The following is a 13,384-nucleotide window of genomic DNA, read 5'->3' on the forward strand; positions in this document are numbered from 1 at the left end:
ACATGGTGGTTAGAAAAGCCCCTCACCTAACCCTCTCCCCGCAGGCGGGGAGAGGGGATGACGGAGCACTCCGCATATCCCTTCTCCCCGTAAACGGGGAGAAGGTGGCCGAAGGCCGGATAAGGGGCTTTCCCCCTTCAACCGACGATCAGTTCGGTCCATTTCTGGTTCAGCCAATCCGACTTCGTCTGGTAGAGATCGTAGCGCGGAATGATCGGCTCGATGTCGGACGAAACGGCTGCGAATTCCGCATCCGTCAGGTCCATCAGCTCGCGCTTCACCGTCGGCGACGTGCCGACCTTGCGCGACAGCAATGCCTGGATCGATGGCTGGCTCATGTAATCGATGAAGACATGTGCTTCCTCGACCTTCGTCGATGCGCGCGACAGCGCCCAGCAACCCGAGTCCTGAATGCCGCCTTCCTTCGGGAAGGTCGAGCGGACAGGATTGCCATCGGCAGCGGCAAGGCCGGTGACGTCATGGTAATACTGGCCCATCGGGATTTCGCCCGATTTCAGCGCCTGCTCGAACTGGGCTTCATCACGATACCAGAGGCGAACGTTCGGCTTGACCTCGGCCAGCTTGTCGAACGCCTTCTGCACGCCTTCTTCGGTATCGAGCGCATTGGTGCCGCCGAAGAACGTCTTCGCCGTCACTTCGAGCAGGAACGAGTTGGACACGAGCGCAAGAAGGCCGAGCTTGTCGGCGTTTGCCGGGTCCCAGAATGCCTGCCAGGATGTCGGGGCTTCCTTGTAGACGTCGGTATTGGTGACAAGCGTGATGTACCAGGAAACGGCACCGATACCGGCAACACGGCCGTCTGGATACTTGTTGACAAAGCGGTCGATCAGGTTGGAGCCGTTCTTGATCTTGGCCATGTCGAGCGGCGCCCAGAGATCGGTCGCCTGGCCCTTCAACATCGCCACCTGCGACATCATCGAGACGTCGGCCGGAGCCTGACCCGCCTTGGCGGCCTGGTCCAGCTGAACCAGCCAGGCTTCACCGGTCGGCTCGGCAATCGCTTCAACGGCAATGCCGGTTGCCTTGGTGAAGTCCGGGAAGATGTTCTTGTCGAACGAATCCTTGAAATAACCGCCGTAGACGCCGACCTTCAGCGACTTGTCCTGCGCACGCAGGATCGACGGCATCGCCAGCATCGATGCACCGGCAAGACCGGCGCCGAGTACGGCACGCCGGCCGATGGGCTGCTTGAGAAAATCTGTCATCATGGTTCTCCTGTTTATGCCGGTGCCGCTTTTGTGGCTTCCGGTCTGTTCCCAAGTTTTGGTCCGGCTTGCAAGCCCCGGACCATGGTTTGATCAGTGTTTTAAAGCACGAAGTTCGAGCATCTTTGCGTAACGCGTCAGCGGAAAGCACAATGCGAAATAGATCAGCGCCACAAAGCCATAAACCTTGAACGGTTCGAAGGTCGCATTGTTGATCGCATTCGACGTTCTGACCAGCTCCTCAAAGCCGATAATCGATGTCAGCGCGGTGCTCTTGATCAGCTGCACCAAAAAACCGACCGTCGGCGCCCGCGTCATCGCAAAGGCCTGCGGCAGGATGATCAGCCGCAATTGCTTCAGATAATGCAGGCCAAGGCTGCCTCCGGCATCCCATTGCCCGACCGGCACCGCCTGCACACCCCCACGCCAGATTTCCGCCAGGAACGCGCTTGCGCAGAGTGTCAGGCCCAGCACCGCCGCCGTCCAGGGTTCGATACGCAAGCCCAGCAGCGGCAGGCCAAAAAACAGCAGGAACAGCTGCATCAGAAGCGGCGTGCCTTGAAACAGGCCGATGTAATATTCGGCAAACCGCTGCACCCAGAGCCGCTTGGAAATGCGCATGAACAGGATCAGCAAGCCGACGATGGTGCCGCCTGCGAAGGCAACGGCGGACAACAGGATCGTCCAGCGCGCCGCCAGCAGAAGATTGCGGATGATGTCCCAGAGGGTGAATTCAATCACGACACGCCTCCGGAGAGGAAGCGGTTACCGCCGGCGACAAGCAGGCGGCGAAGGCCGATACTCATGGCGAGATAAACCAGCGTGATGACGAAATAGGTCTCGAACGCGCGGAATGTCCGGGCTTGCAGCAGATCCGCCTCATAGGTCAGTTCGCGCACGGCGATCTGCGAGACCACGGCCGATTCCAGCATCATGATGACGATCTGGCTGGTCAGCGCCGGATAGATCACCTTCAGCGCCTGCGGCAGCACGATCTTGATGAACACCAGGCGCGGCCGCAGACCGAGCGCAAGTGCCGCCTCGCGCTGCCCTTTCGGTACCGCGTCAAGACCGGCACCGACGATCTCCGTCGTATAGGCCGTCATGTTCAAGGTCATCGCAAGAATGGCGGCGGCTACCGGATCAAGGCGAATGCCAAGACTGGGCAGCCCGAAGAAGATGAAGAACAATTGCACCAGAAACGGCGTGTTGCGGATGAGCTCGACATAACCGGCGATCGCGCGGCGCAGCCACGCATGACGGCTGCGACGTCCTGCGGCACCCAAAACGCTGAGCACGATGCCGGCAACAGCCGACACCGCGATCAGGAAAAGCGTCATGGCCGCGCCGCTGGCGATCAGCGAAACCGCATCGCCCAGCCAGCCAAAATCGAGCACATAGCCCAAAGGATCAATCCTTCAGGTTTTCAGGATTGAGCGGCACTTTCAGCCATGCTTCCGAACTTGCATTCAGCTTGCCGTCGGCCAGCATCTTGGCAACCGCATCGTTGATCGCCGTCTTCAGGCGGTCTTCGCCCTTGTTCAGCGCCAGATGCGAGGGCGAGGTCAGAAGCTGAAACTTCTGTTCCGGCTTCAGGGCTTCCTGACGGGCCAAAACCTGGGCACCGACGTCATTGCCGACCACCATCAGTTCGGTCTGGCCGGAGATGAAGGCCTGGATCACCGAGTTATAGTTGTCGAAACGCTTGATATCGGCATCCTTGGGGGCTGCTTCCGTCAGCGAGGTGTCTTCCAGCGTGCCGCGGTTGACCGCGATGCTCTTGCCGGCAAGATCTTCCTTGCCTTTCACTTCCGTTGCAGCCGGGCCGATCACGGCGATGTAGTATGGCGCATAGGCGGCTGCGAAATCGATGACTTCGGCGCGTTCCTTGCTGAAGCCGACGCTGACCAGCATATCGACGCGCTTTTCGGTGAGGTACGGAATGCGGTTCTGACCGGTGACCGGCACCGGATTGAGCTTCACTTTCAGGCTGTCGGCGATGTATTGCGCGACGTCGATATCATAGCCCTTGAGGCTCATATCGGCGCTGGCCGAGGAAAAAGGCGGGAAATCGGCGAAGACACCGACGTTGAGCACGCCAGCTTTGGTGATGTCGTCGATGGCATCGGCATTGGCAGCCGATGCGAAGCCGAGAACAGCGCCGCTGAGCATCAGGGCGGCGGTCAGGCCGGATTTGAAAGTCGAGAGTTTGGCCATTGTATTCCCCTTTGTGATTTTTGTTTGCAATAGGCACGGCTGAGTGTGTGGCGTCTGCCCCTCACCCCATAATCGGGACGAGGGAAATGTTGGTTGCTGCCTCTTCTCCCCAGCGGGGAGAAGTGCCGAGCGTATGCGAGGCGATGAGGGGCCGCGCATCGAGTATCGAGCGGGCCGCCCCCTCATCCGGCCCTTTGGGCCACCTTCTCCCCGCAGGGGAGAAGGGAAACGTCTCTAATCCCGCGTGCCGTTGACGAACGGGCTGAACACCATCAGGCTCAGGATCTCGAACAGGACCTGCGAGCCAACATGCGCGGTATTGGTGGTCGAATCGTATTGCGGCGCCACCTCGACGACATCGCCGCCGACCAGATTGAGACCCTTCAAGCCACGGATCAGCTCCAGCACTTCGCGGGTGGTGAGACCACCGATCTCCGGCGTACCGGTGCCCGGCGCAAAACTCGGATCGACGCTGTCGATGTCGAAGGAGAGATAAGTCGGACCATCGCCGACGATCTTCTTCGCCTTCTCGATGATCGCCGGAATGCCCATGCCGGTCACTTCCTCGGCATGAACAACGGTCATGCCGGACTCGTAGGAGAACTCCCACAGATATTCCGAGGAACCACGGATACCGATCTGGATCGTCCGGGTCGGATCGAGCACTCCGTCGAGCACTGCGTTGCGGAACGGCCCACCATGGTGGAACTTGGTCAGATCGTAGGCGCCGCCGGTGTCGCAATGAGCGTCGATATGAATCATGCCGACCGGGCGCTTCTTGCCGACGGCCTTCAGGATCGGATGACTGACCGAATGGTCGCCGCCGACAGAAAGAGGAACCACACCGGCATCGACGATCTGGTTGATGCGCTTTTCGATGTCGTCATGGCTGAGTTCCAGCCGGTAGCGGCTCTGGAACGGCACGTCGCCAATATCGGCGACGCGCAGGTCATGCACCGGCGCGCAGCCGAGAACGTGGTTGTAAGGACCGATGCGCTCGATCGTGCGCATGGCGCGCGGCCCGAAACGCGAACCCGGACGATTGGTGACACCGAGATCCATCGGCACGCCGACGATGGCGACCTGAAGATTGCCGAAATCCGGCTCATTGGCATCAACAGGCATATGCGGCGCCATCAGGAAGGTCGGAACGCCCGAGTAAGGCGCAAGACGGGTGCCGTTCTTGGAGAAGATCTTGTCGGCCACCTTGCGGAAGGTCGGATCGAACATCTCGCCGCCATGGGCTTCGCCGTACTTCGCCTTCAGTTCGTTGAGCTTGCTGTCATCCCACGCCATGTCCGCTTGACCTTCTGTTGGGCCTGGAAGACGTGCGATTTTTGGGCGAGTTGGCGAGCGTAAAATGAGACTGCTCGTGGCGCCTAAAGCCGGAAAACCGCCGTTGTTTGCCAGCGATGGTACCGGATGCATGTTCCCCAGGCTTTTGCCTTTGTTGATCTCATTAGGAAACAAATTGATTGGAAAATCAATTGACATTGTTATAGCTTTTGATGTGAGAAAAACTAACATCGATTTCGATGCCGTGGAGCGCATTTTTGTCCAGCCGCCTGCCCCCGTTGAACCCCTTGCGCGCTTTTGAAGCGACTGCCCGGCGTGGTTCGGTTTCGGCAGCAGCCCGCGAGCTCAACGTTACGCATGGTGCGATCAGCCATCAGATAAGAGCGCTGGAACTGTCCTTCAACGCCGCTTTGTTCGAGCGCGGCGGCAAGCGGTTGAAACTGACCTCGCAAGGTGCGCTGCTTTTGCCCGCCGTCACCCATGCCTTCGAGGGCATTGCCGCCGCCACCGCCGCGATGACCCGGCCGACCACCAGCGGCGAGCTGCGCATCGTCTGCGTGCCCGCACTTTTGTCCTTCTGGATGATCCCGCGCCTGCACCAGTTCACCGAACAGTTTCCGGACGTGCAGCTGACGCTGATCGCCTCCAATGACGCCGCTAATCTGTTCTCCGCCGATGTCGATATCTGCCTGCTCTATGGCGACGGCAACTGGCCGGACTGCTGGGCGCGGCTGTGGAGCCGGCTGGAACTGTTTCCAGTGGTCAGCCCCACGCTTCTCAACATGCGGCCGTTGCGGTCGCTACGCGACCTGCGCGATCACGTCATCCTGCACGGTGACGACGGGCGCGAATGGAACACCTGGCTTGCAGCAGCCGACGGCATCGATATCCAGCGTGGCCGCCAGCATTTCATGAGCGACGCCCGGCTTTCGACCGAGGCCGCCCTGCATAATCAAGGCGTAGCGCTCGGCGATACGATTACCGCCGGCAGCCTGATTGCCAAGGGTGAACTGATCGCCCCGTTCGATCTCACCGTTCCGGCCAACGATGCCTTCTATGTCGCCTGCCGCAACGAGGTGCGCGCGGCCCCGATCGTCAAGGTCTTCATCGACTGGTTGTTTTCCGCTCTTGAAAACGACCCGATGCCGGAGTTACAGACCTCGGCACGCACCATCATCCGCGCCCGCACCCACAAGGTCAGTGCGCCGGAACGACAATCCGCCAAGGACAGCTTTCAGCCGGTATCCTCTCCCGCCCGCAACAGGCGTCCGGAACCCGCGCCGAAACGCCGCGCCAAATCTTAAGAATAGCCAAGCCTTATAACCACAGGACAAGCCGATGCCGCATTTCAACCCGCTGATCGCCAAGCTCTCGCCGCCACCGGTGCCATCCGTGCTTGCCTGGGCCAAGGAATATGATGGGTCGCGCGGACCGCTGATCGATCTCAGCCAAGCCGTTCCCGGTTATCCCGCTCATCCGGACATGTTGAACTGGCTGGGTGAAGCCGCCGCCTCCCCCGCATTCACCGGCTATGGCGCGATCGAAGGCGAACAGGTTTTGCGCAGCGCCTATGCGGAACATGTTTCCGGCCTCTACAATGCCAAAGTCAGCGCTGGTAACATCCACATCACCTCCGGCTGCAACCAGGCCTTCATCTGCACGGCCATGGCGATTGCCGGTGCGGGCGATACGATCCTGATGACCAACCCCTTCTATTTCAACCAGCAGACGACGCTGGCGATGCTCGGCATCGGTATTGAACTGGTGCCTTGCGACGCAGGCAGCGGTTTCCTGCCAGATGTCGATGCCATTGCCGCAGCGTTGAAGCCTGGCATTCGCGCGCTGGCGCTGGTGACGCCAAACAACCCGACCGGCGCCGTCTATCCACCCGCGCTGCTGCGCCGAATCTATGACCTTTGCCGCGCCAACCGCACATGGCTGATCCTCGACGAGACCTATCGCGACTTCCTGCCGGAAGGCAGCGATGCACCGCACGATCTTCTGTCTGTCAAGGGGTGGCAAAACAGTCTCGTCTGCCTCTACAGCTTCTCCAAATCATTCTGCATCCCCGGCCATCGGCTTGGCGCCATCACTGCCGGACCGGCCATGGTCGAGCAGGTTGCCAAGATCATGGACAATCTACAGATCTGCGCTCCGCGCTCGGCCCAGGCAGCCGTTGCCAAGGCCATTCCCGCACTTGGCGAATGGAGAGCGGGCAACCGCGCCGAGATCGCCACCCGCGCCGATGCGCTGAAAGAGGTGATGAGCAAGCTCAAAGGCTGGAAGCTGCAGGCGATCGGCGCCTATTTCGCTTACATCCGCCATCCCTATCCGGATATCCGTTCGGAATTCGTCGCCGAAAAACTGGCGAAGATCGCTGGCGTCGTCTGCTTGCCGGGTGATTATTTCGGCGAAGGCCAGGAAGGCTATCTGCGCTTCGCCTTCGCCAATGCCGATGCGCCGACCATCCTGAAACTCGAGGAACGGCTGTCGGGCTTCAACCTGCCGGGAATCTGATCAGCGGAAAATCAGCCCCGGCGGGCGATGAGGATACCGGCAAGCACCACCGCTCCGCCGATGGCCTGCATCAGCCCGACCGGCTCGCTGAGCAACAGCCACGCGAGTATTGCCGCCACGACCGGCTGTAACAGCAGCGTCAGCGATGAAAACGCCGGCGGCAGGAAGGCCAGCGCATAGATGATCAGCCCCTGCCCGCCCGCATGGCTGATGAAGGCAAGGCCAAACAGGATCGCCCAGCCGAACAATGCGGTCGGCATGAAACTCGCCTCGAAGAAGAACGCGATCGGAAGCATGCAGACGGCGGCCGATCCCGTGCTCCAGATCATGATCCGGTTGGTGGAGAAGCGGCTGCGCAGACGGCCGATCGACAGGATATAGCCGGCATAGAAGACCGCAGCCAATGCCGCCGTCGCATCACCCGCCAGTTGGCCGTCACCGAGCGCTGCCGGCCCGCCCTTCAAGATGACGACACCCGCGAGCGCTGTCGCAAGACCCGCAATGAACACACCACTGACATGGGCGCGAAACAAAAGCCATGAGCCGAGCGTGACAAAGATCGGGGCCAGATTGGCAAGCAACGTCGCATTGGCAACCGATGTCATGTGCAGCGCCAGATGCCAGGCGGCGAGATCGACAGCGAGAAAGACACCCGGCAACACAAGCAGAGCGTAATCCGCCAGTCCGGCGGGACGTTGATCGGTCACCGTATTCCCGGCCGTCCTCGACCAGATCACAAGCGGCAGAAGCGCCAGCGCCACTCGCCAGAACGCCGTCGCCATCGGCCCGACTTCCGAAAGGCGCACGAAGATGGGCGAACCGCCGATCGCAGCGCCACCGATCAGAAGGGCAATCAGTGCAAGCCGGTTGGCAGATGGCGAGGCCGTGGAGGATACGGGAAGTGCGGTGTCTGACACGAAAGCTGTCCAATAAAACGGGCGCAGCACGTGCCACACCATAGGGCCCCGAAACTATCAGAACGGTTCGCGGGGAAACAGCAACTTCCATACATGGAATGATCAGAAACGGTGAACTTAGGCCCGCAGACGCTGCGTCTGCGGGCATCGGCTCAAATCAGACGAACGGTCTCAGGCCGCATCCGGCCGGTGAACCGTCTTCACCTCGAGGAAATCCTCCAGCCCGAACATGCCACCTTCGCGGCCATTACCGGATTGCTTGTAGCCGCCGAACGGGCTGCCATAGCGATGCGGCCCACCGTTGATATGGACCATGCCTGCGCGAAGCCGCGAGGCGACGCGCTCGGCACGCTTGGGGTCACCCGTCTGGACATAGGCGGCAAGACCGTAATTGGTATCGTTGGCAATCTCGATCGCTTCTTCTTCTGTCTCGAACGGCATGATGGCCAGCACCGGACCAAACACCTCTTCGCGGGCGATGCGCATGCCATTGTTGACATCGGCAAAGATCGTCGGCTTGACGAAATAGCCGGTCTCAAAACCTTCCGGCTTTCCGGCACCGCCGACGAGAACGCGCGCGCCTTCGGCGATGCCCGCCTCGATCAGCGCCTGCACCCGGCCGAACTGAACGTCGCTGACCAGCGGCCCGATATGGCTGCCTTCCTTGGTCGGATCGCCGACTTTGGCTTCTTTACCCACCCGCGTGGCGATTTCGACAGCCTTGTCATAGACCGACTTCTGGACGAGCAGGCGGGTCGGCGCATCGCAGGACTGGCCGGAATTGTTGAAGCATTCCAGCACGCTGCCTGCAACGCGGTCTTCGAGATCGGCGTCTTCGAAAACGATGTTCGGCGACTTGCCGCCCAGCTCCAGCGTCACGCGCTTGACCGTTTCGGCCGCATCCTTACTGACGGCGATGCCGGCGCGGGTCGAGCCCGTGAACGACATCATGTCGACGTCCTTGTGCTTGGAAAGGGCCGCACCGACATTCAGGCCATCGCCATTGACGAGATTGAAGCTACCGGCCGGGAAGCCAGCCTCATGCACCATCTCGGCATAGAGCATCGCGTTCAGCGGCGTGAATTCGGACGGTTTCAACACGCAGGTCGAGCCGGTCGCAAGGGCGGGAACGACCTTCAGCGCAATCTGGTTGATCGGCCAGTTCCATGGTGTGATCAGCCCGCAAACGCCGATCGGCTCGCGCAGCATGACGTCGCCGTTCGGCAGCACTTCGCGCGTATGCAGACGCTTCAGGGCATCGATGAAGCCCTGGAGATGGCCAACGCCAACATCGGCCTGCTGCTCGGTGCTCATGGTGATCGGCGCGCCGAGTTCCATGGTGATGGTCTGCGCCATCTCTTCATAGCGGCGCTTGTAGATGGCCAGCAGCTTTTCCAGAAGTACCAGCCGCTCTTCCGTCGTCGTCCGGCTATAGGTGGCAAACGCCTTCTTGGCGGCGGCTACAGCGCGATCGATATCGCCTGCCGTTCCCATGGAAATAACCGCAACCGGCTTTTCGGTTGCAGGGTTCAGAACCTCGAGATCATTGGCAACCAGCGGAGCGACCCATTCGCCGTTGATGTAGAACTTGCGTTTATCGAGCATGCTTCTTGTCCTTCCCGTCAGATCGTCTTCTGTTTTTCGTTGAGCCAATCGCTGATCAATTGGCGGTAGCGTTCACCGCTGAAGCTTGGAAAATGACCGCCATGCACAATGCGGACGGGGATTTTCAACAGGCGCTCCATCGAGGAGAGATAGTCTCCGGCGTCGGAATGATAGGTATCCTCGATCAACGGGCCGTCGTAGAGAATATCGCCGGAGAACAGAATTTCGGTCGCCTTCTCGTAAAGCGCAATCCCCCCGGGCGAATGACCGGGCGTATGAATGACCTCGAAAACCCGGTCGCCGAGATCGATCACATCGCCATCTTCAAGGATGCGCGTCGCCGGCGCTTTCTTCACCGCATAGCATTTCGAGCAATACGGCTCCGGCGGCAGCGCATCGAAGATTTCGTCGGTGACATAGGGATCGGCAAGCGTGTTTTCCCGCGTCGGATTGGCGAGCAGCCCGGCCTCGGCCGAGTGCACGGCGCGGCATTCGAACTCGTGATGGCAACCGATATGGTCGAAATGCGTGTGGCTCGCGACAGCGATCAGATCGCGCCCTGTGACCAACGGCACATGTTCCCTGAGCGAGACGACGCCCATGCCGCTATCGACCAGCATGTCGCGGTCCCGGCCGCGCACATGCCAGATGTTACAACGGTAGAATTCCTGGATGAACGGCTCGGAAATGGCGGTGACATCGTCATCGAGACGCTTCACCTGATACCATTTGTCCGCGCTGATGCGTTGCATGTTCAATTCCTGCTCTGGGGCAAGGCTACGATATCGGCGAGACTGACCGCAAGGGGGACGATCTGGCCGTCAGCCACCGCTGCGGATTGCGGCATATGCGCCACGATGGACAGATCCGGAGCCTTCGCCGGTTTCAGATGGCAGCGGTAATGCGTGCCGAAAAAGGCACTGCCGGTGACCTTGGCCTCCCCCAGCGGCACGACCGGATCGTCGGCCTCCCCCGCCCGGCGAAAATGTTCCGGCCGGATACAGAGCACCACCCGCTGGCTGGAAACCAGCACTGAAGCCGTAAAGCTAGTGATCGGCAGCGCTATCGAGCCAACCGCCGTTTCGACGAGAGCAGACGCCGCATCGACGCTTTTCACTTGGCCCGGGATGAAATTCACCTCCCCCATGAAACCTGCGGAAAAGACCGAACGCGGCCGCATGTAGATATCGGCGGGCGGGCCAAAGTCCTCGATCCGGCCCTGGTTCATGACAACGATCCGGTCGGCGATCGCCATCGCCTCTTCCTGATCGTGGGTCACATGCACGAAGGTGGTGCCGACCCGCTTCTGGATCGCCTTCAATTCATCCTGCATCTGCCGGCGCAGTTTCAGATCAAGCGCCCCCAGCGGCTCATCGAGCAGCAGCACATCGGGATCGACGGCAAGTGCGCGGGCTAGGGCGACGCGCTGGCGCTGGCCGCCTGAAAGCTCATGCGGCTTCTTGTCGGCGGATGATTTCAGGCCGACAAGATCGAGAAAGCCGAGCGCCTTTTCGTCCCTCTGCGCCCTTGCCACGCCGCGCATCCTGAGCCCAAAGCCGACATTGTCGCGCAACTTCATGTGTGGAAACAGCGCATAATCCTGAAACATCGTCGTCGTCGGGCGCTTTGCCGGCGGCACGCTGGTCATGTCCTTGCCACCGATCATCACCTTGCCTCTGGTCGGAGACTGGAAGCCACCAAGGATCGACAGCAATGTGGTCTTGCCGCAGCCCGACGGGCCGAGCAGGACAATAAACTCACCGGCCTTGATATCGAGCGAAACGTCATTCAGCGCGGTGAAGGCGCCAAACGTCTTGGTGGCGTTATGAACCGAAACCGCAGCGGTCATGATTTTTTCGTCCTTCCGAACAGGGTCAGTTCCAACACCGCCAGCACCGCGACGGATACAAGGAAGACCAGCGAGCCGATGGCGTTGGTTTTGGGGTTAAGACCGGAGCGTAGCAGGCTCCAGATTTCAACTGGCAGCGTCACGTCGAAGCGCGACAACAGGAACGCGATGATGAACTCATCCCAGCTGAAGGTGACCGACAGGAAGAATGCAGCAAGGATCGACGGCATCAGCATCGGCGCGGTCACCAGCACCATCACCTTGATATCGCTGGCGCTGAGGTCTCGTGCAGCGCGCTCGATGTTGATGTGATGATCGCCCATCGAGGAATAGATGATGGCAAAGCAGAGCGGCAGGTTGATCACCACATGGCCGATCCCGACAGTCCATAGCGACAGTCTGATGCCGAATGTATTGAGCACCGTCAGGAGCCCGAGCGCGATGATCAGATAGCTGACGGTCATCGGCGCTATCAGCAGACCGCGCTGCAACGCCGAACCCGGCAGCTTGTAACGAGCGAGCGCATAGGCCGCGAGAAAACCCAGCAGGCAGGCGATCAGCGACGAGACGATGGCGACAATGAAGGAGTTTCCGAGCGCCGCCATCAGCTTGCGATCGGCAAAGACAGCCTCGTACCATTGCAGCGAAAAGCCGTTGAACGGCGGCACCGGCAGGCGGCCATCCTGAAAGGAGAACAGCACCAGCACCGCAACCGGAAGGAAGATGAAGCCGTAGATCAGGCCAGCATAGGCATATGAGGCGATCCTGGTCATCATATCGCGCATCTCAAGCCCTTTCGATCTTCAGCCAACGGGCGCAGAGCACATAAGCTGCGGTTACGGCCAGCATCAAGATGATCGACAGCGCCGCCGCCATCGGGAAATCCGCCCGGCGGCCAAGCTGCAGCATGACGATCTGCGGCAAGACCAGCTCGTTGTTGCCGCCAAGAATCTGCGGCGTGACATAGTCACCGATGCAAAGGACGAAGGTCAAAAACGCACCGGTCATGATCCCCGGCAATGTCAGCGGCAGGATGACATGCCAGAAGGTCTGCAGCCCATTCGCGCCGAGATCGGCCGCCGCCCGGCGATAGTTCGGCGAGAGCTGGATCAGATTGGCGTAGATCGTCAGCGTCAGCAGCATGACGAAGAAATGCACGAAGCCGATCACCGTTGCCGTCCGGTTGCTGGCGATCTCCAGCGGTTCGGCCACAACACCAAGCGTCATCAGCGTCTGGTTGATCACACCGTTCTTCGACAGCACCAAGAGCCAGGAATAGGACCGCACCACATAGGACGTCCAGAACGGTAAAACCGCCATGATCAGCGCCAAACGTTGAAACCGTTTCGGCACCCGCTCGGCGATGATCCAGGCGAGCGGGTAGGCAAGAAGCACCGACAGCACCGTGACGATCAGGGTGATTTCGAGCGAATTCATAAGTCCCTTGAACAGTGAATCCTTGGCAAAAAAGGCGATGTAGTTGTCGAGATTCCAGGCGCGGACGATCTGTCCGCTCTCCCGCGACCACAGGCTCATCGCCGCCATGAACAGGAACGGCAAGACGAAGAAGGCGATCGTCCACAAGAGTGCCGGCGCGACAAAACCCCAGGCCTTGCGGCGTTCGGTATCTTCGAGGGTGATGGTGGACATGATAATAGCTCCAGTGCCGGAATAGCCCCTCATCCGGCCTGCCGGCCACCTTCTCCCCGTCAACGGGGAGAAGGGAGATGCCGAAATCTCTGTCGTCCCCTCTCCCC

14 protein-coding genes are annotated in these 13,384 nt (G+C 60.3%); 3 read left to right on the forward strand and 11 right to left on the reverse strand.

Going from position 1 to position 13,384, the window contains the following annotated elements; all coding sequences use genetic code 11:
- Positions 1 to 137: 137 nt before the first annotated feature.
- The 5 genes from ASC96_RS26050 to speB form a co-directional block, all read right to left on the reverse strand.
- Positions 138 to 1,226: an ABC transporter substrate-binding protein gene (locus ASC96_RS26050; protein ID WP_060505942.1), complete on the reverse strand. Its 1,089-nt coding sequence runs from the start codon at positions 1,224 to 1,226 to the stop codon at positions 138 to 140.
- A gap of 93 nt (positions 1,227 to 1,319) precedes the next feature.
- A complete protein-coding gene (locus ASC96_RS26055) occupies positions 1,320 to 1,967 on the reverse strand; it encodes an amino acid ABC transporter permease (RefSeq protein WP_060505943.1) in 648 nt (215 codons plus the stop codon).
- A complete protein-coding gene (locus tag ASC96_RS26060) occupies positions 1,964 to 2,632 on the reverse strand; it encodes an amino acid ABC transporter permease (RefSeq protein ID WP_060505944.1) in 669 nt (222 codons plus the stop codon). Before ASC96_RS26060 ends, ASC96_RS26055 begins: the two co-directional genes overlap by 4 nt.
- Before the next feature lie 4 nt (positions 2,633 to 2,636).
- The gene (locus ASC96_RS26065) at positions 2,637 to 3,443 is read right to left on the reverse strand and encodes a transporter substrate-binding domain-containing protein (protein WP_060505945.1); all 807 of its coding nucleotides are present in this window, start codon (positions 3,441 to 3,443) and stop codon (positions 2,637 to 2,639) included.
- A gap of 234 nt (positions 3,444 to 3,677) precedes the next feature.
- A complete protein-coding gene (speB, locus tag ASC96_RS26070) occupies positions 3,678 to 4,739 on the reverse strand; it encodes an agmatinase (RefSeq protein WP_060505946.1) in 1,062 nt (353 codons plus the stop codon).
- Between the two features lie 64 nt (positions 4,740 to 4,803).
- Here speB and ASC96_RS33035 point away from each other — a divergent pair, with 64 nt between their 5' ends.
- From ASC96_RS33035 to ASC96_RS26080, 3 genes are read left to right on the forward strand one after another with little or no spacing between them, the layout of a single operon-like run.
- Complete coding sequence (locus ASC96_RS33035) at positions 4,804 to 5,040, forward strand: hypothetical protein (RefSeq protein ID WP_156393926.1); 237 nt, start codon at positions 4,804 to 4,806, stop codon at positions 5,038 to 5,040.
- Positions 4,997 to 6,043 (forward strand): LysR substrate-binding domain-containing protein, encoded by a 1,047-nt coding sequence (locus ASC96_RS26075; protein WP_156397724.1) that lies wholly within the window; start codon positions 4,997 to 4,999, stop codon positions 6,041 to 6,043. The genes ASC96_RS33035 and ASC96_RS26075 overlap by 44 nt, the downstream gene beginning before the upstream one ends.
- Before the next feature lie 34 nt (positions 6,044 to 6,077).
- Entirely contained in the window at positions 6,078 to 7,256 is a 1,179-nt protein-coding gene (locus ASC96_RS26080) for an aminotransferase (protein ID WP_060505948.1), read from the forward strand.
- 11 nt (positions 7,257 to 7,267) lie between these two features.
- Here ASC96_RS26080 and ASC96_RS26085 read toward each other — a convergent pair whose 3' ends face one another.
- The 6 genes from ASC96_RS26085 to ASC96_RS26110 form a co-directional block, all read right to left on the reverse strand.
- Complete coding sequence (locus ASC96_RS26085) at positions 7,268 to 8,113, reverse strand: DMT family transporter (RefSeq protein ID WP_112834582.1); 846 nt, start codon at positions 8,111 to 8,113, stop codon at positions 7,268 to 7,270.
- Between the two features lie 231 nt (positions 8,114 to 8,344).
- On the reverse strand, positions 8,345 to 9,778 hold the full coding sequence (locus ASC96_RS26090; protein WP_060505949.1) for an aldehyde dehydrogenase family protein: 1,434 nt from the start codon (positions 9,776 to 9,778) through the stop codon (positions 8,345 to 8,347).
- 17 nt (positions 9,779 to 9,795) lie between these two features.
- The gene (locus ASC96_RS26095; RefSeq protein ID WP_060505950.1) at positions 9,796 to 10,530 is read right to left on the reverse strand and encodes an MBL fold metallo-hydrolase; all 735 of its coding nucleotides are present in this window, start codon (positions 10,528 to 10,530) and stop codon (positions 9,796 to 9,798) included.
- Between the two features lie 2 nt (positions 10,531 to 10,532).
- Complete coding sequence (locus ASC96_RS34470) at positions 10,533 to 11,627, reverse strand: ABC transporter ATP-binding protein (RefSeq protein ID WP_060505951.1); 1,095 nt, start codon at positions 11,625 to 11,627, stop codon at positions 10,533 to 10,535.
- Positions 11,624 to 12,412, reverse strand: a complete 789-nt coding sequence (locus ASC96_RS26105; RefSeq protein WP_060505952.1) for an ABC transporter permease — start codon at positions 12,410 to 12,412, stop codon at positions 11,624 to 11,626. Before ASC96_RS26105 ends, ASC96_RS34470 begins: the two co-directional genes overlap by 4 nt.
- A gap of 1 nt (position 12,413) precedes the next feature.
- Entirely contained in the window at positions 12,414 to 13,277 is an 864-nt protein-coding gene (locus tag ASC96_RS26110; protein WP_060506092.1) for an ABC transporter permease, read from the reverse strand.
- Positions 13,278 to 13,384 lie beyond the last annotated feature (107 nt).

Origin of the sequence: Rhizobium sp. Root1204 (assembly GCF_001424965.1) — a bacterium.
Taxonomy (GTDB): domain Bacteria; phylum Pseudomonadota; class Alphaproteobacteria; order Rhizobiales; family Rhizobiaceae; genus Pararhizobium.

Excerpts from the sequence above, each read along its gene's own strand:
- ASC96_RS34470 (WP_060505951.1), bottom strand. The coding sequence starts at position 11,627 with ATGACCGCTGCGGTTTCGGTTCATAACGCCACCAAGACGTTTGGCGCC.
- ASC96_RS26050 (WP_060505942.1), bottom strand. The coding sequence starts at position 1,226 with ATGACAGATTTTCTCAAGCAGCCCATCGGCCGGCGTGCCGTACTCGGC.
- ASC96_RS26105 (WP_060505952.1), bottom strand. The coding sequence starts at position 12,412 with ATGCGCGATATGATGACCAGGATCGCCTCATATGCCTATGCTGGCCTG.
- ASC96_RS33035 (WP_156393926.1), top strand. The coding sequence starts at position 4,804 with ATGAGACTGCTCGTGGCGCCTAAAGCCGGAAAACCGCCGTTGTTTGCC.
- ASC96_RS26110 (WP_060506092.1), bottom strand. The coding sequence starts at position 13,277 with ATGTCCACCATCACCCTCGAAGATACCGAACGCCGCAAGGCCTGGGGT.
- speB (WP_060505946.1), bottom strand. The coding sequence starts at position 4,739 with ATGGCGTGGGATGACAGCAAGCTCAACGAACTGAAGGCGAAGTACGGC.
- ASC96_RS26080 (WP_060505948.1), top strand. The coding sequence starts at position 6,078 with ATGCCGCATTTCAACCCGCTGATCGCCAAGCTCTCGCCGCCACCGGTG.
- ASC96_RS26095 (WP_060505950.1), bottom strand. The coding sequence starts at position 10,530 with ATGCAACGCATCAGCGCGGACAAATGGTATCAGGTGAAGCGTCTCGAT.
- ASC96_RS26090 (WP_060505949.1), bottom strand. The coding sequence starts at position 9,778 with ATGCTCGATAAACGCAAGTTCTACATCAACGGCGAATGGGTCGCTCCG.
- ASC96_RS26065 (WP_060505945.1), bottom strand. The coding sequence starts at position 3,443 with ATGGCCAAACTCTCGACTTTCAAATCCGGCCTGACCGCCGCCCTGATG.